The organism is Dactylosporangium sp. CA-092794 (genome assembly GCF_050948465.1).
GTDB lineage: Bacteria > Actinomycetota > Actinomycetes > Mycobacteriales > Micromonosporaceae > Dactylosporangium.
In genome coordinates this window covers 5,576,992-5,598,608 of record NZ_CP192044.1, presented here as the reverse complement: position 1 = coordinate 5,598,608, position 21,617 = coordinate 5,576,992, and the positions used below count along the sequence as shown (strand labels likewise).

Genomic DNA, 21,617 nt, shown 5'->3' with positions numbered 1-21,617 from the left:
TTACACTCGACCCCGTGCCTGCCCCCGGCGTGTACCTGTGGCTCGTCCTGCTGGAGCTGGCCCTCGCCGTGGCCACGATGGTCGGGCTGCGGTTCCTGACCGCGCCCTACGGGCGCCACGGCCGCTCCGGCTGGGGCCCGACCGTGCCCGCGCGGGTTGGCTGGCTGGTGATGGAGTCGCCGGCCGCGCTGTGGTTCCTCGCCGTGTACCTCACCGGCGCGCACAAGACCGCTACCGTGCCGCTGGTCCTGCTGGCCCTGTGGCAACTGCACTACGTTCAGCGCGCGTTCGTGTACCCGATGCTCATGCGCGGCGGCACCCGGATGCCGGTCAGCATCATGGCCATGGCGTTCACGTTCAACCTGCTCAACGGGTACGTCAACGCACGCTGGATCGGCGACCTCGGCGACTACCCGACCGGCTGGCTGGCCGACCCGCGCTTCCTCGCCGGCACCGTGCTGTTCCTCGGCGGCCTGGCCATCAACCTGGACGCCGACCGGCGGCTCCGCCGGCTGCGCGGCCCGGGCGAGACCGGCTACCGGATACCGCACGGCGGCGCGTTCCGCTGGGTGTCCTCGCCCAACTACTTCGGCGAGATCGTCGAGTGGTTCGGCTGGGCGCTGGCCACCTGGTCACTGCCCGGGCTGGCGTTCGCGCTCTACACCACCGCCAACCTCGCGCCCCGCGCGCTGGCCAACCACCGCTGGTACCACGAAAATTTCTCCACCTACCCGCCACAACGCCGGGCGCTGCTGCCTCACCTGCTGTAACCGGCATCGGCCCGGCGTTGATGCAACGGATCCGGGAGCGTGGTCTCGGCGGAACGGATCTGGACCCGCCCGCAACGCCCCGGCGCGCTGCCGGACGAGTTCGCGGCACGATTTCGTTGCGAACCGACCGGTGAGGCCGGCACCGCAGGACGTCGTCGCGGAAATCCTCGCCCACCTGCCGTAGCGGGCGGCACCGCGGCCGAAGCTTAGGGGGAAAGCCTAATGCGCTCTTGGGGGGATAGCCCCCGGTTGAAGTCGGGGGAATTCCGGATCGTTTCGGCGGATCCACCGCCCAATACTGATCCGCATGGCAGAGAGAATCAGATTCAGCGTCGTCATCCCGTGCTTCAATGAGGCCGGCTATCTCACCGACGCGCTCCTCTCCCTGCAGAAGCAGGACTTCGACGGGGTGTTCGAGGTCGTCGTGGTCGACAACAATTGCACGGACGAGACCGCGGACATCGCTCGGGACCTTGGCGCGCGGGTCGTGGTCGAGCCGGTGCCCGGGGTGTGCAACGCCCGCCAGCGTGGCACGGACGCGGCGCGTGGTGAGATCGTCGTCTCGGCCGACGCCGACACGGTCTACGGCCGTGATTGGCTCAGCCGCATCGACGCGCGGTTTCGTGGCGACGGGCGCATCGTCGCGGTCGTCGGCCCCTGCCGGTACGCCGACGGCCCCCGGTGGGGGCGGTTCTACGCCCGGCTGCTGTTCGGAGCGGTCAACGGCGTCTACCGGCTAACCGGCCGGGCCGTGTACGCGAGCGCGACGAACATCGCGTTCCGCCGCGAGGCCTGGACGGGTTACGACACCAGCCTGACCCAGGGCGGCGACGAACTCGACCAGCTGCGCCGGCTGCGCAAGCGGGGCCGGGTCGTCTACGACCACGCCAACCCGACCCACACGTCCGCTCGGAGGCTCACCCGCGGGCTCGGGTACAACCTGTTCGTGACCCTGCCCGTGCATTACCTGCTGACGTACGCCGTGAACCGGATCGCGGGGCGGCGCGTGCTCGGTTCGGCGCCGGCGTTCCGCGACGCCGCGGGGTCGTTCGAGGCGACCCTGGCGGCCGGACGCGAGGCGGCCCGGTGATCGTTCTCATCGGGTTGGCGTTGCTGGCCCTGCTCGGCGCCGCGGCGTACTGGCTGCTGATGTCGCCGTTCGCACCGTCATCGCGCGATTACCCCTACCGCGGCCCGGCCGCCGAACGGGTGGTGGCGCTGACGTTCGACGACGGCCCGAACGAGCCGTACACCTCACAGATGCTCGACATCCTGGCGGAACACGGCATCCGGGCGACCTTCTTCCACGTCGGACAGTGCGTCGAGCGCCACCCCGAGGTCGCCCTGCGCGCGATCGAGGCCGGCCACGTCCTGGGCAACCATTCGATGAGCCATCGGTTCGGCACATACCTGCGGCCGAGGGCGTACGAGCGGGAGGTCGAGCGAACCCAACGCATCCTGGTCCGCATCACCGGCCGAACTCCGGCGCTGGCTCGCACACCCTGGCTGTGGCGCCAGCCGGCCCTGCTACGGATGCTGCGCCGGAGCGGCCTGCACCCGGTCGCCGGTGAGTTCTGCCACCCGCTGGAGGTGTTTCAGCCGTCCGGTGTACGGATGGCCCGCCGCGCCGTCGCCAAGACGCGCCCCGGCTCGATCCTCATCTTCCACGACGGATTCGACAGCCGGGGCGGCAACCGCGCCGAGACGGTCGTCGCGATGCGGGAGACGATCGAGGGTCTGCTGGCCCGAGGCTACCGGTTCGTCACGGTGGACGAACTGCTCGGCGTGCCGGCCTACCAGGCGTAGACACGCCGGCTTCCGCCCGTCGGTGGCGGCGTGCCGGACGGTCAACGGTGGTCGCCGCCGGTGGCAGGGGTGTCCAGCAGGACGAGACGCTGTGCCTCGCGGAGTTGCGTTCCCGGGTCCAGCCCGAGTTCGTCGCGCAGCGTGATGCGGGCCTGGTGGAATGCCTCGAGTGCCTCGGCGCGCCAGCCGGCCCGGTGCAGGCACGTGATCAGGCGCGCCCACAACGACTCTCTGGTCGGGTGGGCGGCGGTCAGCTCGCGCAGCTCGGGGATCAGGCCGACGTGGCGGTGGGCGGCGAGCTCCAGGTCCTGGCGGCGTTCGGTGGCGGCCAGCCACTCCTCGGTCAGCCGGGGGACGACCTCGAGCTCCAGCCAGGCGGAGTCGACATCGGCGAACGGCCGGCCCCGCCACAACCGCAGCGCGGAGCGCAGCAGGTCCAGCTCGGCCTCGGCCGAGTCCGCCGTCGCGGAACGCCGGACCAGGTCACGAAACCGGAAGAGATCGACATCCACCGGTACCGCGAGTTCGTACCCGCCGCTGAACGATGTCCTGATGAGGTCGCGGCCGAGCAGCTTGCGCAGGCGGGTGATGTAGGTGTAGAGCGCGCCGCGCGGGCGTTCCGGGGCCCGGTCCGGCCACAGCTGCCGGGTCAGCGCTGGAACCGAGGTCGGTCCGCCGCTGGTGAGCAGCAACGCGGACAGCAGGATTCGCAGCCTGCCGGGCGGGACCGGGATCATGCCGTCCGGGCCGGCCGCCTCCCACCGTCCGAGCACCCGGAACCGATACGTCGAGTCCACTTCAGATCGTCCTCCGTTCTGCGTACTGACCTCGTTGTCTACCGCCTGTCCGGTGTTCGGCGTCGGGGGCGTGGACATCGAACGACAAAGATTGAACAATGGGCGCTGCGCAAACATGGGGGGAAAGCAAGTGACCCGTCGGCAACGCCCGCTCGAAGGCGGGGATTCCGCGCTGCTGTTGTTCGCCCAGGATCTGCGGGCCCTGCGGGAGAAGGCCGGCAACCCGCCCTATCGGGAGCTGAGCCGCCGGGCGCACTTCTCGGCGGCGAGCCTGTCCGACGCGGCGGGCGGTCGCAAGCTGCCGACCCTCGCCGTCACGCTGGCCTACGTCCGGGCCTGCGACGGTGACGTGCGGGAGTGGGAAAGCCGGTGGCGCGAACTGGCCGCCGCGCCCGACCCCGCCGAGGGCGACGAGCCGGCCGGCCCGGCGCCGTACATCGGACTGGCGGCGTTCCAGACCGAGGACGCGGATCGGTACTTCGGCCGGGAACGCCTCGTCGAGGAGCTCACGACCGCTCTGTCGCGCCGGCGGCTGGTCGGGCTCTTCGGCGCGTCCGGCGCGGGAAAGTCCTCGCTGCTGCGAGCGGGCCTGGTGGCCGGCATCCGGCCCGCGGTCCTGTTCACGCCGGGATCGCATCCGCTGGAGGAGTGCGCGATCTCCCTCGCGACGCTCACCGGCACGACGCCGGCCGCGCTGGTCGCCGCGTTCGAGAGCGACCCGCGCGGCCTGCACCTCGCCGCCCGGCAGGCGATGGCGGCGCTCCCGGACGACCAGGATCTGCTGATCGTCGTCGACCAGTTCGAAGAGGTCTTCACCCTCTGTGCCGACCCGGCTGTGCGGGCCCGGTTCATCGAGCTGCTGGTGACCGCGGCACGGTCGCCGGACAGCCGGTGCCGGGTGGTGCTGGGCGTCCGCGCGGACTTCTACGGCCACTGCACCGCTCACCCGGACCTGGTCGACGCCCTCCGGGACGCCCAGCTGGCGATGGCGCCGATGACCAGCGACGAGCTGCGCCAGGCGATCGTGGCGCCGGCCGGCCGGGCCGGCTGCACCGTCGAGTCCGCCCTGGTGAGCCGGCTGATCGCGGATGCGACCGGGCAGTCCGGCGTCCTGCCGCTGGTCTCGCACGCGCTGCTGGAGACCTGGCACCGCCGCCGGGGCAACGCGCTCACCCTGGCCGGGTACGACGCGGCCGGCGGCATCGACGGGGCCGTCGCCCGCACCGCCGAGCAGGCCTACGGCGCGCTGGACGAGACCCATCGCGGGCTGGCGCGCCAGCTGTTCCTGCGACTGACCGCGCCGGGCGAGGGTACCGAGGACACCAAACGGCGGATCCGGCGCGACGAACTGGACACCGAAGACGAGCGCATGCGGCTGGTGCTGGAGCACCTTGCCGCCGCCCGGCTGCTGACCCTCGACCGGACCGGCGTGGAGATCGCTCACGAGGCGCTGATCCGATCCTGGCCCCGGCTGCGCGACTGGCTCGCCGAGGACCGGGAGGGCCTGCGGGTGCACCGGCAGGTCACCGAGGCCACCGCCGCCTGGGAGCAGCTCGACGAGGACCCCGGCGCGCTGTATCGCGGCAGCCGGCTGGCCGTCGCCCGGGACTGGGCCGGCCGCAACGACGGCGCGCTCACCCCGCGCGAACGGCGGTTCCTCGACGCGGGCGCGGCGGCCGAGGAGCGTCAGGCCGCGCTGGCCCGCCGGCGCACCAACCGGCTGCGGCAGCTGGTCGTCCTGCTCAGCGTGTTGCTGCTGGTCGCGAGCGGATCCACGGCCTACGCGGTGACCACGCAGCGCGACGCGACGCGGCAACGCAACATCGCCCTGTCGCAGAAGGTCGCCGCCGACGCCGTGGAGCTGCGAACCGTCGATCCGGCGCTGGCGGCCCAGCTGAGCCTGGCCGCCTACCGGCTCGTGCCGACGACGCAGGCGCGCAGCAGCCTGCTCAGCGCCTTCACCGTGCCCTTCGCGACCCGGATCGGCCACGACATCAACACCTCGGCCTTCACCCCGGACGGGCGCTTCCTGATGACCGGCGGTGACGACCGGACCATCCGGGTCTGGGACCTCACCACGCCGCACCGCGCCCGGATCGCGACGACGCTGCCCGCGCAGGACGAGGACGTCGAGTCACTGCGGATCACCCCGGACGGGAAGCTGCTGGTCAGCGGCGCGTACGACGGCTCGGTCGGGCTGTGGGACCTGGCCGACGAGGGCTCACCGCGGCTGCTCGGATCCTTTCGCGCCGACGCCGACGATCCGCTGCTCGTCGCCGCGCCGAGCCGGGACGGCCGGGTGCTGGCCACCGCGGGCCTGTCCGGCCGGATCACCCTCTGGGACATCGTGGATCCCCGCCGGCCGGCCCGGCTCAGCGTGCTGACCGGGCACACGGACGTCGTCCAGTCGCTGGAGTTCGCCCCCGGCGGGCGGCTGCTGGCCAGCGGCAGCGACGACGGTACCGCCCGGCTCTGGGACGTCGTCAATCCGCGGGCCGTGCAACCCGTCAGCGAGTTCGGCGTACAGGATCAGAAAATCACCGCGGTGGACTTCAGCCCCGACGGATCGACGCTGGTCACCGCCTCCTTCGACCACACGGCCCGGCTGTGGGACGTGACCGCACCGGATCGGCCACAGCAGCTGGGTGTCCTCGCCGGGCACGTCGCGCCGGTGCAGAACGCCGCCTTCAGCCCGGACGGCCGGACGGTCGCGACCGCCGGGTGGGACGACACGGTACGGCTGTGGGACGTGGCCGATCCGCGGTCCCCGGCTCCCGGCATGGTGCTGACCGGACACACGAACACCATCTATTCCGTGGTCTTCAGCCCGGACGGGCACACCCTCGCGTCGGCCGGCGCGGACCACTCGATGCTGCTGACCGACCTGCCGGGGCCGATCCTGTCCGGGCTCCCCGCGGCGTTGTCCACCGCCCAGTTCAGCCCGGACCGGCGCGTCGTGGCGGTCGGCAGCGAGGACTTCACCGCCCGGCTGTGGGAGGTCGGCGGCGCCCGGCATCCACGCGCGCTCGGCGTGCTGGACGGGCTGGACGGACAGGTGAAGTCGGTGGCGTTCAGCCCGGACGGCCGGACGGTGGTCGCCGCCGGGATCGACGGCCGGGTCGGGCTGTGGGACGTGACCGATCCGCCGGCCCCGATCCGGCTGGAGCCGATCGTCTACTCCGCGCGCAGCGCCCGGGCCGTGGCGTTCCACCCCCGCCGCCCGTTGCTGGCCGTCAGCGGCGACGATCCGGAGATCCGGTTCTGGGATCTGTCCGATCCGCGCGCCCCCAAGCCGGCCGGGGCGTTGCCGGCCGACGACATCAGCAAGCCCGCCGTGGCGTTCAGCCCGGACGGCCGTACCCTCGCCGATGCCCGGGGCGCGCAGGCACAGCTGTGGGACGTGACCGACCCGTCCCGGCCGATCCGCCTGGCCGAGCTCGACAGCCACACCGACGAGGTCCGTTCCGTGGCCTTCAGCCCCGACGGCCGCACGCTCGCGACGGCGGGACAGGACCGTACCGTGAAGCTGTGGGACATCGCCGACCCGCGCCGCCCACTCCTGCTCGCGTCGGTGGTCGCCCATGCCGCGGCCGTGGGGTCGGTGACGTTCTCCCCGGACGGGCACACCCTCGCCACCGCGAGCCTGGACCACTCCGCCCGGCTGTGGGACGTCACGGACCCCCGCTCCCCCGCGCTGACCGCCACCCTCAACGCGCACACCGACCGGGTGCACTCGGCCACGTTCAGCTCGGACGGACGCACGCTGGTGACGACCAGCGAGGACCGGTCGGCGCGCCTGTGGGACCTCGACCCGGCGGCGGTCGCCGACCACGTGTGCGAGTGGGCCGATCCGGCGATCACCCGGGACCAGTGGGCGACCTACTTTCCCGGCGTGGCATACCGGCCGCCTTGCCCGTGACCGGGGGCCCTGCCGGGGGCCGCAGTCGCACAGCACGCCGCCCGCGGCGCTGGTGGCCCCTGCGGCCGGTGCGGCGTGCGGCCGGTGCGGCGTTTTGCTTCCGCGATCATGCACCGGACGCGTCCACTGGCTGGGATCCTCATGATCCCGGAGTGATAGTGCCGCTCCTGGTACATCATCGCTCCACGATCATGGAGATCCCGCCATTCGGGACGCTCCTCGGCATGATCACGGAAAGAAAGCGCCGCCAGGGGCCCCTCGCGGTTCTTGGTCGGTACGCCAACGACCGGCGACCTCGCTCATTGCCGAGCTCGACACGCCCGAACCTCAGAGCGGTCCGCCACCACCGCCGACTTCGACGAAGACCCTAGCTCGACTGGCGGGCGACCAGGTGGCAGTCGACGTACTCGATGCCGCCCGGGAGGGCCTCGCCGCCGACGGCGGCGAGGAGGCGCGTGGCGGCAACGCGGCCGACCTCATGGAGATTGAGGTCGACGCTCGTGAGCGCGGGGCGCGACGCGTCGACGATGACGTCCCAATTGTCGACGCCGACCACGCCGACGCGGCCGGGCACGTCGATGTCAGCCTCGCGGAGGTGGTCGAGCACGCCGCGGGCGATCTGGTCGTTCGTGCAGAACACGGCGTCGACCTCCGGGAACTGCGCAAGCAGGATCGCCGCCGCGTCGCGCCCCCAGGCCTCGGTCCAGTCGCCGTAGAGCACCGAGGCCGCGGACACGCCCTCGGCCTCCGAGATCGCCGCGAGGGCCGTGTCGACGCGGTGCTGGTTCGCGAGGTGGCGGCTGGGTCCGGCAACGACCGCGATCGAGCGCCGGCCGCGGGCGATCAGGTGCTGGATGGCGCGCCGAGCGCCGCCGCGGTCGTCGGGCACGACCGAGTGGTCGCGGGGGTCGGCCGAGGCTCCGAGCGCGTAAACGATCGGCACGTGCAGGTCGCGCTCGACCGGCGCCCGTGCATCGCTCGACGCGCCGGTGACGATGATGCCGTCGACGCGTCGTCCGACGAGCGTGCGCAGATAGTGGGCCTCCCGGATCGGATCGCCGAGGCTGGCGCACAGCAGCATCGATATCTCGCCGGCGGCGAGGGCATGCTCGGCGCCGGTAAGGATCGGCATGGTGAACCTGCCGTAGGGATCGGTGCTCAGCACTCCGACCGTGTACGTCCGCGTGCCCCGGCTCGTGCTCGGGAGCCCACGGGCCTGGTAACCAAGCTCCCGGGCCGCCTGGGTTACCCGCCGCCGCGTCTCGGGGCTCAGCTGGCCCGTGCCGTTGATCGCCTTCGAGACGGTGCTCTGCGATACGCCGGCGCGGCGAGCGACCTCGGCGATGGTGGCGTGGGTTCGGCGGACCGGCATCGGTTTCCTCTCCTCGGCCCGATACTTTCCGGAAACTACCGTCGTTGACGTAGGCACACAGTAGGTCAAGGTGCGTCCATGCACCAACATGCGGCGGAAAACTTGCGGAAACCTTTCCGAATTTCTAGCTTAACCTGAGCCCGGGAGCGGCCGGCCCGGCCAACAAGCGATCAAGGGAGGATCATGTTTGCGAAGCGCATGCGGTACGCGACCGGTGCGGTCGCCGCGTCAGCGTTATTCCTGACCGCGGCATGCTCGGGCGGCGGCTCGAGCTCGGACAACTCCATCGACAAGGCCAACCCCACCGGGACCGTGCAGTTCTGGACCCGGTCGGTGCTCGGCGACTGGGCCAAGCAGGTGGTGACCGACTTCAACCAGTCGCACAAGGACCTGCAGGTCAAGCTCACCTCCATCACCGACGATCAGCTCCCGACCAAGCTCGCCGCGGCGTTCCGGACGGACAACGTGCCGGACCTCGTCGTCGTCGACCCGGGACAGGCGGTGAACTACATCACGAGCGGCAACTTCCTGGACATCACCAAGCAGATCAATGCGTTCCCGGACAAGTCGGCGATCGCGGGGCCCCAGCTCGAGCAGGCCAAGTGGCAGGGCGCGTACTACGGCACGCCGGCGTTCCTCGACGCCTCCGTGTTGCTCTACAACAAGACGTTGTTCACGAAGGCGGGCATCAGCGGGCCGCCGAAGAACCTCGACGAGATGCTCGCCGACGCCAAGGCCGTCAAGGCGCTCGGCGGCGACACCTACGGGATCACGTTCGGCGGCGCCTGTGCCGGCTGCCTCGCCTTCACCGCCCTGCCGAACTTCTGGGTCGGCAATGACGGCTCGCTGATCCGCGGCGACGACCTCGACAGCCAGAAGGCCGGGGTCGCCGACAACCCGGGTCTCAAGGCCACGCTCGAGTTCTACAAGGAGGTGTGGGCGAACGGTCTTGCGCCCAAGGGTGCCCAGTCCGAGAACGGCACGACGTGGAACAAGGACTTCCAGGGCGGCAACATCGGCATGGCGCCGGCCGGTCTCGGTAGCTATACGTCAGCGCCTCCGGACGTGAAGGCGAACCTGGCCGTCGCACCGTTGCCCACTGTCGACGGCGGCATCAGCACCTACATCGGCGGCGGCAACTTCGGCATCTCGAAGAAGGCCAAGAACCCGGCCGGGGCATGGGAGTTCATCCAGTACGCCCTGAGCAAGGAAAAGCAGGCGAGTCTGCCGGAGACGGGCTTCGCCCCGGTCCGCTCGGACCTGCTGAACGACGCGTCGTTCACGAGCAAGTATGCGTACGTGCTGCCTGAGATCCAGGCCGCCCAGACCGGCTTCGGGCTCAGGACGAAGTACCAGGCCGCACTGTTCAACGACAGCACGGGTCCGTGGCTCACGATGTTCCAGAAGGCGGTCTTCCAAGGTGACGTGGACGGCGCCATCAAGGACGGGCAGAGCGGCTTCACGCAGGTGCTCTCGGGGAACGGCAGATGATTCCATGTCCGCTCACGACGCCACGCTCCGATCTCCGGACGCGGCCGTGACCTTACCGACGGGCGGGCGCCGGAACTCGGCACTCGCCCGCCGGCGGGCCCGCATCGGCTTCGTCCTCACGCTCCCGGCGTTGGTGCTCGTCACCGGGGTCGTGCTGGTGCCGCTCGGTTTCGCGCTGTGGATCTCGCTGAACCGCTGGCCGCTGTTCGGCGACATCACCTTCATCGGTCTCGACAACTACACGGCCTTGGTGCACGACACGACGTTCCTGCGGTCCATCGGCTTCACGCTCGTGTACACCGCCGTTGTCACCGTGCCGATTCTCGTCATCGGCTATCTGCTCGCGGCATTCGTGCGGGGCAGCCGACCGGGAACGCCCGTGTTCCGCACCCTGTTCTTCCTGCCGACGGTCGTCGGCCTCTCGACCCTGTCGTTCCTCTTCTACGTCGAGCTCCGGCCGAAGTTCGGGCTCGTGAACGTCGGGTTGCGCGCGATCGGGCTGACGAACGGCCAGACCGCGTGGTCGCTCAGCTGGGTGACCGGATTGCTGGCGGTCAGCGCCCTCGTCATCTGGTTCGCCGCCGGGACGACGATGATGCTCCTGCTCGGCGGCATGCAGGCGATCCCGGCCGAGATCTACGAGGCCGCGCGAATCGACGGCGCGAACGCCTGGCAGCGCGAGCTGCGGATCACGCTCCCCCTGGTGCGCCGCAATGTCGCCATGGCGCTCGTGCTCTCGGTGATCGGTTCCTTCCTCGGCTTCCAGCAGTTCCTCATCCTCACCCGAGGGGGGCCGGGCACCGAGACCACGACCGTCGTCATGTCGGTCTTCCACAAGGCGTTCGTCGCCCAGCAGGTCGGCGCCGCGACGGCCATGGGCGTGGTCGTCATGATCGTCGTTGCGATCCTGACCTCCGTGCAGCTGTTCCTGCTCCGGGAGAAGGACTGATGAGCGACATCCGCACATCCGATGCCGGGCCTCGCCGCGGCTCCGGCGCGAACGTCGTGTTCATCGCCGTCGGGTGCCTGCTCTCACTGCTCTTCGCCGGGCCGCTCGTGCTGGCGGTGATCCGCTCCTTCCAGCGGGAGGCACAGATCGTCCAACCGCCGAACCCGCACAGCTTCGACGGCGCCGGCCCCCAGAGTTACGTCGACATCTTCACGAAGCTGCCGTTCGTCGAGTTCCTGGGCAACAGCCTCCTGGTCTCGCTCGGCAGCGCCGTCGCCACCGCGGCGATCGCGAGCCTGGCGGGCTACGGGCTGGCGAGGTTCCGCTTCCGCGGTGCGGGCATTGCGTTCGGGGTCATTCTCCTCGCGCTCATGGTGCCGTTCCAGGCGCTCCTGACCCCGATCTACCTCGAATTCGATGCGCTCGGCCTCACCGACAGCCGGCTTGGCCTGATCATCTTTTACGTCACGTTCAACCTGCCGTTCGGCGTCTTCGTCATGCGCAACACCTTCGCCGCCGTGCCGCGTGAGCTGGAGGAGGCCGCCTACGTCGACGGCGACTCGGTGGTGGGCACGCTCTTCCATGTGCTGCGGCCGCTCGCGCTGCCCGGCGTCGCGACGGTGATGATCTTCACGTTCCTCGCCTGCTGGAACGAGTTCATCGGCGCGTTTCTGTTTCTCAGCTCGGAGGACAAGCAAACGCTCCCCGTGGGCCTGCTCAACCTCATCCAGGGCGGGTTCGGCGAGCTGCGCTTCGGCTATGTGCTCGCCGGAAGCGTCATCTCGCTCCTGCCGTGCGTGATCGTCTATATCACGTTCCAGCGCTACTACGTCCAAGGTCTGGCCGCCGGTTCGCTGAAGAACTGAGCACCCGACCCGCTCCGCCCCTTCGAGAAAGAACGGCGTTTCATGACCGATCATCTCATCGTCTCCCGTGCGCGAGCGTCGCGCGAGCTGCCGCCGGGCGCCATCCGTCCGCGCGGATGGCTCGAGCGGCAGCTGCGCCTCCAGGCCGAGGGCCTGACCGGCCAGCTCGAGGAGATCTGGCCCGACGTCGGGCCGGACAGCGGCTGGCGCGGAGGCCCGGGCGAGAATTGGGAGCGTGGCCCCTACTACCTCGACGGGCTGGTACCGCTCGCGCATGTCCTCGACGACGAGAGGTTGCGCGCGAAGGCGGAGCCGTGGATCGAGTGGATCATCGCCTCGCAGGACGAGACCGGGTTCTTCGGCCCGGCCGCGAACCGCGACTGGTGGCCGCGGATGGTCGCGCTCAAGGTGCTCACGACGCACGCGGACGCCACCGGCGACGAACGCGTCGAGGAACTGTTGCGGCGCTACTTCCGCTTCCAGCTGGACGAGCTGCCGCGGCGGCCGCTCGAATCATGGGGCGCGGCCCGAGCCGCCGACAACGCCCTCAGCGTGTGGTGGCTGCACGACCGGACCGGCGAGAGCTGGCTGCTCGACCTCGTCGAGCTCCTGCGCCGGCAGGCCCTCGACTGGGAGACCTACCTCGAGCGCGACCTGATCACGGGACCCGCGCGGTTCTTCTCTCCCTTCACCCATGGGCCGAACGTGGCCATGGGGCTCAAGGCCGGCGCCGTGGCGATGCTCGCCGACGGCGATCCCGTCCACCGCGATCGGACCGAGCGCGGATTCGCGGCCCTCGATCGCTGGCACGGACAGGTGCACGGTTGGTTTTCCGGTGACGAGTGGCTCGGCGGACCGGCCGCGACGGCCGGGATCGAGACCTGCCAGGTGGTCGAGATGATGTTCACCACCGAGGTGCAGGCCCGCGTGTTCGGGGGCGGGGTATACGGAGACCGCCTCGAGTCGCTCGCGTTCAATCTGCTCGCGGCGAGCTGCGATCCTCGGATGCTGGCACATCAGTACCATCAGCAGGCCAACCAGGTGCAGGTCTCGGTCGCGCGCCGAGGCTGGACCTTCGCCGGCGACGACGCCAACATCTTCGGCCTCGAGCCCAACTATGGCTGCTGCACCGCCAATCTTCATCAGGGATGGCCGAAATTCGTGCGCGCGCTCTGGCTCGCCGACGCCGACGGGGCGCTGCGGAGCGTCGCCTACGCGCCGGCTGTCGTCCGGACAGACGTCGGCGGCATCGCCGTGTCGCTGCACGTGGAGACGGAGTATCCGTTCGACGGCATCGTGCGCATCCGCGTCGACGCGGCCGAGGCTGTCGACCTGACGCTCCGGCTGCGCATCCCGGAGTGGTGCGAGGACGCGCGGCTCGAGGTCGCGGGCGAGAGCCAGCCCGTCCTCGCCATCGACGGGTACCACACCCTCGACCGGCGCTGGTCCAGTGGCGAGGTCGTCGTGCTGCGGCTGCCACTGCGTCCCCGAATCCTGCACCGTAGCGGTCAGGCCGTTGGCGTGCGGGTCGGGCCGCTCCAGCTCACCCTCGGCATCCCTGAGAACTGGGTTGCCGTCCCGGGCGCTCCCGGGCTTGGCGAGTGGGAGGTGCGCCCGCGGCGGAGCTGGAACTACGCACTCGACATCAGCCGTGCCGAGGAATGGCGAGTCGAGACGCCGGGACCGGGCGCGGTGCCGTTCGACGGCGGCCATCCACCCGTTTCCGTGACGGTGCCCGCGGCCCTTGCCACCCAGTGGCGGCTCGACGGCGCGGAGGCGGCGGCCCCGCCCCCCAGCCCGGTCTTCGACCTCGGCGCCGCCGGCCATGCGCGGCTCGTCCCCTACGGCAGCGCGCGGATCCGCGTGACGGAATTCCCGAAGGCCGGCCTCGATCTCGGTGACGCATGATCGCCCGTCGCGCATCCCGGCAGAACGGGAGGGCAGCACTGGGCGGACCTCGAGGCGCCGCATCCGTGGATGCGAGAGCTTCGTGACGGGGAGAGCGGACTTGACTTCAAGCGCTTGAGGCATGATTCGCTAGGTTCATGACAACATTCGCCAATGGGGACGTACCCTCCCAAAGCCCGAGCCCGGTGCTGGTCACCGGCGGATCCGGCTACCTGGGGACCCACCTGATCGTCGCGCTGCTGCGGGGCGGGCGCGACGTGCGCGCCACGGTGCGCTCGACGGCGCGCGAGGCCGAGATCCGCGAGGCGGTGCGCCGCGGCGGCGCCGACGACGCCGGGCTCGAGCTCGTCGCCGCGGACCTGAGCGCCGACGACGGCTGGGCGGCCGCGGTCGCCGGCTGCGCGGAGGTGCATCACGTCGCCTCGCCCATCCCGTACGCCCAGCCCAAGGACCCCGACGAGCTGATCGTCCCGGCCCGCGAGGGCACGCTGCGGGTGCTGCGGGCCGCACGCGACGCGGGCGCCCGCCGGGTCGTGCTCACCTCGTCGTTCGCCGCGATCGGCTACACGCCCAAGCCGGGCGCCGAATACACCGAGGACGACTGGACCGACCCGGACACGCCGGGGCTGGCGCCGTACCCGCGCTCCAAGGCGATCGCCGAGCGGGCCGCCTGGGACTTCATGCGGGACGAGGGCGGCAAGACCGAGCTGGTCGTGGTCAACCCGACGTTCATCCTCGGGCCCACCCTGACGACCGCCGCGGGCTCCTCGACGCAGCTGATCAAGGCGATGCTGGAGGGGACGATGAGCGTCGCGCCGCGCCAGCGGTTCGGCGTCGCCGACGTGCGGGACGTGGCCGACCTGCACGTGCGGGTGATGGACACGCCCGAGGCCGCGGGCAAGCGGTTCCTGGCCCTCGCCGACGGGCCGGCGCTGAGCTACCTGGAGGTGGCCGAGGTCCTGCGCCGGCGGCTCGGGGCCCGCGGCGAGCGGACGCCCACCGAGGAGGCGCCGGGGAACGAACCGCCGCGGCCGATCATCCACAACGACCGGGCCAAGGGGCTCGGCTGGCGGCCGCGCGCCGCCGAGACGACGATCGTGGACACGGCCGAGAGCCTGTTCAGCCTCGGCTTGGTGAACGAACCGCGATGAGCCGGTAGGTCAGCGCGGTATAGCGGCGGCCGGTGCCGGCGGTGCGCACCGCGATGGCCAGGGCCTTGCGGCTGCCCGCGAGCACGACCAGCCGCTTGGCCCGGGTGACCGCGGTGTAGAGCAGGTTGCGCTGCAGCAGCGTGTAGGCGCTCATCGCCACCGGCACCACGACCGCCGGGTACTCGCTGCCCTGCGAGCGGTGCACGGTGATGGCGTAGGCGTGCTGCAGCTCGTCGAGCTCGTCGAAGTCGTAGTCGATGTCCTCGTCCTCGTCGGTGCGCACGGTCAGCTTGCGGTCGGTCGGGGAGAGGGCGGTGACGACGCCGACGGTGCCGTTGAACACGCCGGCGGCGCCCTTCTCGTAGTTGTTGCGGATCTGGATGACCTTGTCGCCGATGCGGAACACGCGGGCGCCCTGCCGGCGCTCCGGCACGTCGTCGCGGGCCGGTGCGATCGCCTGCTGCAGCAGGGTGTTGAGGCTGCCGGCGCCGGCCGGGCCGCGGTGCATCGGGGTGAGGACCTGGATGTCGCGGGGCGGGATGCCGAAGCGGCGCGGCACCCGCCGGGCCACGATGTCCACCACCGTCTCGGCGGTGGCCTCGGCGTCCTCGACGGGGAACAGGAAGAAGTCGGGGTGCTCGCCGAAGAGGGGCGCCTGGCCGGCGTTGATGCGGTGGGCGTTGACCACGACGCCGGACTGGGCGGCCTGCCGGAAGATCTTGGTCAGCCGTATCCGGGGAATGGTCTCGGCACCGAGGACGTCGCGCAGCACCTCGCCGGCGCCCACCGACGGCAGCTGGTCGACGTCGCCGACGAGCAGCAGGTGGGCGCCGTCGGGGACGGCCTTGACGAGCTTGTTGGCGAGGATCAGGTCGAGCATGCTCGACTCGTCCACCACGACGAGGTCGGCGTCGAGCGGGTTGTCCCGGTCGTAGGTCGCGTCCCCGCCCGGGCGCAGCTGGAGCAGCCGGTGCACGGTGGTGGCCGGGTGCCCGGACAGCTCGGTCAGCCGCTTCGCGGCCCGGCCGGTCGGCGCGGCCAGCACGATCCGGGCCTTCTTGGCCGCGGCGAGGGTGATGACGGACTTGACGGTGAACGACTTGCCGCAGCCGGGGCCGCCGGTCAGCACCGCCACCTTCGCGGTCAGCGCGAGGCGCACCGCCTGCTCCTGCTCCTCGGCCAGGTCGGCGCCGGTGCGGGTGCGCAGCCAGGCGAGGGCTTTGTCCCACTCGACGGTGGCGAAGGCGGGCATCCGGTCGGCGCGGGTGTTCAGCAGCCGCAGCAGGCCGCCCGCGAGCGAGGTCTCGGCGCGGTGGAACGGCACCAGGTAGACGGCCGGGATCGTGCCGCCCTCGGAGCTGGGGTTGGGCACCGCCTCGCGGACCACGCCCTCGGCCGCGGCCAGCTCGTCCAGGCAGGTGCGCACCAGCTCGGGCGGCACGCCGAGGATCTGCGCGGCGTCGGCGACGAGGTTGGGCTCGGGCAGGTAGCAGTGGCCGTTGTCGGCGGCCTCGGACAGCGTGTACTGGATGCCGGCCTGCACCCGCTGCGGGCTGTCGCTGGGGATGCCGACGGCCTGGGCGATGGTGTCGGCGGTGCGGAAGCCGATGCCCCACACGTCGGCGGCGAGCCGGTACGGCTGGTGGCGCACCACCGAGATCGAGGCGTCGCCGTACTGCTTGTAGATGCGCACGGCGACCGACGTGGACACGCCGACGTCCTGCAGGAAGACCATCACCTCCTTGATGGCCCGCTGCTCCTCCCAGGCCGCGCCGATCATCCCGGTGCGCTTCGGCCCGAGGCCGGGCACCTCGATCAGCCGGCCCGGCTCCTCCTCGATCACGCGGAGCGTGTCGACGCCGAAGTGCTCCACGATGCGGCCCGCCATCTTGGGCCCGATGCCTTTGATCAGCCCGGATCCGAGGTACCGCTCGATGCCCTGAATGGTGGCGGGCAGCACGGTGGTGAAGGAGTGCACCTCGAACTGCCGCCCGTACTTCGGGTGCGACCCCCACCGCCCGACCAGCCGCAGGCTCTCCCCCGGCTGCGCACCGGGCAGCGCGCCGACCACGGTGAGCAGGTCCTGGCCGGAGCGCTCGGTCGCCACCCGGGCGATGGTGTAGCCGGTCTCTTCGCTGACGTAGGTGACGCGCTCCAGCACCGCCTCCAGCACGACGCCGGTGAACGGGGGTGACGTGGACACATCGAGATCCTAAGCGCGCCAGTACCCGCAGAACATGATGTGGTCCTTGGGCAGGCCCGCGGCGACCCAGTGGCGGCGCATGCCGGTGGCGAGCGCCTGTTCGCCGGCGGCCCAGCCGTAGCAGGGCCCGGCCGCCGGCGGCAGCCCGCGCGCGAACTCGAGGGCGGCGACCCCGGGGGTGGCGTGCGCGCCGGACCGGGCCAGCCAGGTCACCTCGACCCCGGCCGGCCCGGTCAGCGGCTGGCGGTCCTCGTCGGCGGGGATCTCGATGACGGCGTGACCGCGCTGGTGCGCCGGCAGCGAGGCGAGGATGCCGGCGATGGCCGGCAGCGCGCTCTCGTCGCCGACCAGGCGCACCTCCTCCACGGCGGCCGGCGGGTTGAACCCGACGCCCTCGTCGAGGATCGCGACCGGGTCGCCGGGCGCGCAGGTCCGCGCCCAGGTGGCGGCCGGGCCGGCGGGCTCGTGCAGGATCACGTCGACGTCGAGCTCCGGCCCGTCGGCGCGGTGGGCGCGCACGGTGTAGTTGCGCAGCACCGGGCGGGACGCCTTGGCGATGGTGAGGAATTTGAGGTACGCCATCATGTCCAGCTTGTTCGGCAGGCGGGACAGGGAGTCCTCGGCGACCGGGATGAACAGCCGGAACCACTGGTCGAACCCCATCGGCCGGAACCGCTCGGCGTCCCCGCCGCCCAGCGTGACCCGCTGGAAGTGCGGCGAGAGCCGCTCGCTGCGCAGCACCCGCAGGGTCAGCAGCGCCGCCACCTCGGGCTTGATCCGGGCGGCGTTGAGGTTGGTCCTGGCCATCGCGCTCCTCGTTTCGTCGGAGGGTCTGTTGGACTGTGTCCAATTAGGTTAGCCTAACCATCCTCTGGAGCGAATGGGCGAACCGGGAGGGGCTGCGATGGGCGAACTGCTGGCACCGGTGCGGGGACGGCTGGCCGCCGGGGCGGTCTGCGCGCTGTTCGGCGCCGTCGCGGCGGTGGTGCCGTACGCGTGCATCGGCGAGCTGGCGCGCGCCCTGCTGCGCGCGCCGGTCGACGAACGGCACGTGTGGACGGTGGTGGCGGTCGCGGTGGCCGCGTTCGTGGCCCGCTTCGCGCTGGTCGGTGCGGCCGGCGCGATCACGCACTTCGCCGACGTCGAGCTCACCTACCGGGTGCGCGCCCGGCTGGCCGAGCGGCTCGGCCGGGTGCCGCTGGGCTGGTTCGACCGCCGCTCCAGCGGCCTGGTCAAGACCGCGGTGCAGGACGAGGTGTCGGCGCTGCACACGCTGGTCGCGCACGCCGTCAACGACTTCGTCGCCGCCGCGGTCACCCCGCTCGCCGTGCTCGGCTACCTGCTGTGGGTCGACTGGCGGCTGGCCGTGGTCACGCTGCTGCCGCTGGTGTTCTTCGCGGTGTCGTACTCGCGGATCGCCCGCGGCTACGGCGAGCAGATGGGCGCCTACGTCGCCGCGCTGGGCCGGATCAACGCCGCCGCGGTCGAGTTCGTGCGCGGCATCGCGGTGGTGAAGGCGTTCGGGCAGGCCCGCCGGGCGCACGCGCGGTTCCTGCGGGAGACCGACGCGTTCGCCGACGCGTTCCTGGCCTGGACCGGGCCGATGCTGCGGCCGTACGCGATCGCGGCGGCCGCGGTGTCCGGCCCGACGATGCTGCTGGTGACCCTCGGCGCGGGCATCGGGTTCGCCCGGGCCGGCTGGACCGGCCCGCTCGACGTCGTGCCGTTCGTCGTGCTCGCCATCGGGCTGGCCGGGCCGCTGCTGAACCTGGAGCAGAGCGGCACCGCGCTGCAGCTGGCCCGCGGCGCCGCGGAGCACATCGGCGGCCTGCTCGCCACGCCGGTCGTCGCCGAGCCCGCCGACCCGCGGACCCCGGACGGGCACCGGATCGAGCTGCGGGAAGTGTCGTACAGCTACGACGGCCGCACCCCGGTCCTGGACGGGGTGAGCGCGGTCCTCGAGCCGGGCACCGTCACCGCCCTGGTGGGTGCGTCCGGGGCCGGCAAGTCGACGCTCGCCACGCTGCTGCCCCGCTTCATCGACCCGGACCGGGGCACGGTCCGCCTCGGCGGGGTCGACCTGCGCGAGATCGGCACCGAAGCGGTGTACCGCCGCATCGGCTTCGTGCTGCAGGACGTCGGGCTGCTGCGGGCCAGCGTCCACGACAACATCGCCCTCGCCCGGCCCGGCGCCGACCGGGAGCGGGTGGCCGAGGCGGCCCGGGCGGCGCAGGTCCACGACGTGATCGCCGCGCTGCCCCGCGGCTACGACTCGGTGATCGGCGAGGACGCGCACCTGTCCGGCGGCGAGGCGCAGCGGGTCACCATCGCCCGCGCCCTGCTCGCCGACACCCCCGTGCTGGTGCTCGACGAGGCCACCTCGTGGGCCGACCCGGAGTCCGAGGCGGCGATCCAGCGGGCCCTGTCCCGGCTGGCGGCCGGCCGGACGCTGCTGGTGATCGCGCACCGGCTGCCCACCGTCACCCACGCCGACCAGATCCTCGTGCTCGACCGCGGCCGGATCGTGCAGCGCGGCCGCCATCCCGACCTGCTCGCGGAGGGCGGCCGCTACGCACAGCTCTGGACCGCCCAGCTTGGAGTGAACGCATGATCCGTCAGCTCGGCGTCCTGCTCGGCCGCGAGCACCGCGGCGCGTACCGGCGCTACCTGGCCGGCCTGGCCGGCTACAACCTGCTGCAGGGCGTCGCCTACGTGCTGCTGGTGCCGGTGCTGGCCGGCCTGCTGCGCGGCGACACCGCCGCCGCGGCGCGCTGGTTCGCCGCCCTCGCCGCGGTGGTGGTCGTGAGCTGGGTGGTGTTCTACGCCGCCCAGCAGCGCGGCTTCGCCCTCGGCCACCTGCTGGCCCGCACCCTGCACCACCGGCTCGGCGACCACCTCGCGGAGCTGCCGATCGGCTGGTTCACCGGCGACCGGACCGGCCGGGTCGGGCAGCTGGCCAGCAAGGGCGTGGTCGACATCATGGGCCTGCCGGCGCACATGTTCCAGCCGCTGGTCTCGGCCGTGGTCACCCCGCTGACCGTGGCCGCCGGGATGCTGCTGTTCGACTGGCGGCTCGGGCTCGGCGCCCTCGCGGCGGCGCCGCTGGTCGCCGTGGTGTTCGCCTGGGCGGCCCGGCGCGCGGCGAGCGTGGACGAGGAGCTGCACGCCACCGGGGCGGAGGTGGCCGACCGGATCGTGGAGTACGCCCGGCTGCAGCCGGTGCTGCGCGGCGCCGGCCGCACCGGGGACGCGCACGGGGAGCTGGCCGCGGCGCTGCGGGCCCAGCACGCGGCCGGGCGCCGGCAGCTGCGGCGCAGCCTGCCCGCCCTGGGCGCCAACGCCCTCACCGTGCAGCTGCTGTTCACCGCGCTCATCGCGGCCGGCGCCGGCCTCGCCCTGCGCGACCCGGCGCACACCCCGCAGCTGGTGGCCCTGCTGGTGCTGCTGGCCCGGTTCGCCGAGCCGCTGGCCGCCTCCGCCGAGTACGGCGCCCAGCTGCGCACCGCCCGCCACAGCCTGACCCGGATCACCGAGGTCCTGGCCACCCCGCCGCTGCCCGAGCCGGCCACCCCGGCCGCCCCCGACGGGCACCGCATCGAGGCCGACCGGGTCACGTTCGGCTACCGGCCCGGCCGGCCGGTGCTGCGCGAGGTCACGTTCACCGCCGAGCCGGGCACCACCACCGCCGTGGTCGGCGCGTCCGGGGCCGGCAAGACCACGCTGCTGTGGCTGCTGGCCCGCTTCCTCGACCTCGAGCCCGGCACCGGGTCCGGCGCCGTCCGCGTCGGCGGCGCCGACCTGCGGGAGCTGTCCACCGAGCAACGCGGCGCCCTGGTCGCCCCGGTGTTCCAGGACGTGTACCTGTTCGAGGGCACCATCGCCGACAACATCCGGCTGGCCCGGCCCGGCGCCACCGACGCCGAGCTGCGCGAGGCCGCCCGGCTGGCCCGGGTCGACGAGGTCGTCGAGCGGCTGCCCGACGGCTGGGAGACCCAGGTCGGCGAGGGCGGCGCCACCCTGTCCGGCGGCGAGCGCCAGCGCGTCTCCATCGCCCGCGCGCTGCTCAAGGACGCCCCGATCATCCTGCTCGACGAGGCGACCGCCGCCGTCGACCCGGAGAACGAGGCGGCCATCACCGGCGCCCTCGCCGCGCTCACGGTCGCCCGGACCGTCATCGTCGTCGCCCACCGGCTGTCCACGGTCACCCGCGCCGACCAGATCCTCGTGCTGCACGAGGGGCAGGTCGCCGAGCGCGGCACCCACGAGGACCTGCTCGCCGCCGGCGGCCGGTACGCCGCGTTCTGGCGGCAGCGCCGCGACGCGCTCGGGTGGCGCCTCGGCCGGCCCGGCCCGGCCGCCGTCGACGCCTGAGCGCCCGGTTCCGG

General features: G+C 72.2%; 15 protein-coding genes. 11 read left to right on the top strand and 4 right to left on the bottom strand.

Going from position 1 to position 21,617, the window contains the following annotated elements:
- The first annotated feature begins 14 nt into the window (after positions 1–14).
- The 3 genes from ACQPXD_RS24030 to ACQPXD_RS24020 all read left to right on the top strand — a co-directional run bounded on the left by ACQPXD_RS24030 (position 15) and on the right by ACQPXD_RS24020 (position 2,576).
- Positions 15–770, top strand: coding sequence for a DUF1295 domain-containing protein (locus ACQPXD_RS24030; RefSeq protein WP_432842149.1), 756 nt, complete (start codon positions 15–17; stop codon positions 768–770).
- A gap of 307 nt (positions 771–1,077) precedes the next feature.
- A complete protein-coding gene (locus tag ACQPXD_RS24025; RefSeq protein WP_432842147.1) occupies positions 1,078–1,860 on the top strand; it encodes a glycosyltransferase in 783 nt (260 codons plus the stop codon).
- Positions 1,857–2,576, top strand: a complete 720-nt coding sequence (locus ACQPXD_RS24020) for a polysaccharide deacetylase family protein (RefSeq protein WP_432842145.1) — start codon at positions 1,857–1,859, stop codon at positions 2,574–2,576. Before ACQPXD_RS24025 ends, ACQPXD_RS24020 begins: the two co-directional genes overlap by 4 nt.
- 41 nt (positions 2,577–2,617) lie before the next feature.
- Here ACQPXD_RS24020 and ACQPXD_RS24015 read toward each other — a convergent pair whose 3' ends face one another.
- Positions 2,618–3,373 carry an AfsR/SARP family transcriptional regulator gene (locus tag ACQPXD_RS24015; protein WP_432842143.1) on the bottom strand — a complete coding sequence of 252 codons (756 nt, stop codon included), beginning with the start codon at positions 3,371–3,373 and terminating at the stop codon, positions 2,618–2,620.
- Between the two features lie 130 nt (positions 3,374–3,503).
- On the opposite strand from ACQPXD_RS24015, the gene ACQPXD_RS24010 reads away from it, so the two are divergent.
- Positions 3,504–7,292 (top strand): hypothetical protein, encoded by a 3,789-nt coding sequence (locus ACQPXD_RS24010; protein WP_432842141.1) that lies wholly within the window; start codon positions 3,504–3,506, stop codon positions 7,290–7,292.
- A 367-nt stretch (positions 7,293–7,659) separates the two neighbouring features.
- Here ACQPXD_RS24010 and ACQPXD_RS24005 read toward each other — a convergent pair whose 3' ends face one another.
- Positions 7,660–8,664 carry a LacI family DNA-binding transcriptional regulator gene (locus ACQPXD_RS24005; protein WP_432842139.1) on the bottom strand — a complete coding sequence of 335 codons (1,005 nt, stop codon included), beginning with the start codon at positions 8,662–8,664 and terminating at the stop codon, positions 7,660–7,662.
- A 183-nt stretch (positions 8,665–8,847) separates the two neighbouring features.
- Between ACQPXD_RS24005 and ACQPXD_RS24000 the strand changes: the two genes are divergently transcribed.
- From ACQPXD_RS24000 to ACQPXD_RS23980, 5 genes are all read left to right on the top strand, one after another.
- Positions 8,848–10,155: an ABC transporter substrate-binding protein gene (locus ACQPXD_RS24000; protein WP_432842137.1), complete on the top strand. Its 1,308-nt coding sequence runs from the start codon at positions 8,848–8,850 to the stop codon at positions 10,153–10,155.
- 46 nt (positions 10,156–10,201) lie between these two features.
- Positions 10,202–11,104: a carbohydrate ABC transporter permease gene (locus ACQPXD_RS23995; protein WP_432842135.1), complete on the top strand. Its 903-nt coding sequence runs from the start codon at positions 10,202–10,204 to the stop codon at positions 11,102–11,104.
- Positions 11,105–11,160: 56 nt separating this feature from the next.
- Positions 11,161–11,970 (top strand): carbohydrate ABC transporter permease, encoded by an 810-nt coding sequence (locus tag ACQPXD_RS23990; protein ID WP_432842133.1) that lies wholly within the window; start codon positions 11,161–11,163, stop codon positions 11,968–11,970.
- Between the two features lie 42 nt (positions 11,971–12,012).
- Entirely contained in the window at positions 12,013–13,878 is a 1,866-nt protein-coding gene (locus tag ACQPXD_RS23985; protein ID WP_432842131.1) for a beta-L-arabinofuranosidase domain-containing protein, read from the top strand.
- A gap of 137 nt (positions 13,879–14,015) precedes the next feature.
- Positions 14,016–15,029, top strand: a complete 1,014-nt coding sequence (locus ACQPXD_RS23980) for an NAD-dependent epimerase/dehydratase family protein (protein ID WP_432842129.1) — start codon at positions 14,016–14,018, stop codon at positions 15,027–15,029.
- Here ACQPXD_RS23980 and recD2 read toward each other — a convergent pair.
- Together recD2 and ACQPXD_RS23970 are read right to left on the bottom strand one after the other, a co-directional pair.
- On the bottom strand, positions 14,998–17,232 hold the full coding sequence (gene recD2, locus ACQPXD_RS23975; protein ID WP_432842127.1) for an SF1B family DNA helicase RecD2: 2,235 nt from the start codon (positions 17,230–17,232) through the stop codon (positions 14,998–15,000). The two genes, ACQPXD_RS23980 and recD2, sit on opposite strands and share 32 nt — an antisense overlap.
- Before the next feature lie 9 nt (positions 17,233–17,241).
- Positions 17,242–18,039 carry a siderophore-interacting protein gene (locus ACQPXD_RS23970; protein ID WP_432842125.1) on the bottom strand — a complete coding sequence of 266 codons (798 nt, stop codon included), beginning with the start codon at positions 18,037–18,039 and terminating at the stop codon, positions 17,242–17,244.
- Positions 18,040–18,136: 97 nt separating this feature from the next.
- Here ACQPXD_RS23970 and ACQPXD_RS23965 point away from each other — a divergent pair, with 97 nt between their 5' ends.
- On the top strand, positions 18,137–19,843 hold the full coding sequence (locus tag ACQPXD_RS23965) for an ABC transporter ATP-binding protein (protein WP_432842123.1): 1,707 nt from the start codon (positions 18,137–18,139) through the stop codon (positions 19,841–19,843).
- Complete coding sequence (locus tag ACQPXD_RS23960; protein ID WP_432842121.1) at positions 19,840–21,603, top strand: ABC transporter ATP-binding protein; 1,764 nt, start codon at positions 19,840–19,842, stop codon at positions 21,601–21,603. The genes ACQPXD_RS23965 and ACQPXD_RS23960 overlap by 4 nt, the downstream gene beginning before the upstream one ends.
- Positions 21,604–21,617 lie beyond the last annotated feature (14 nt).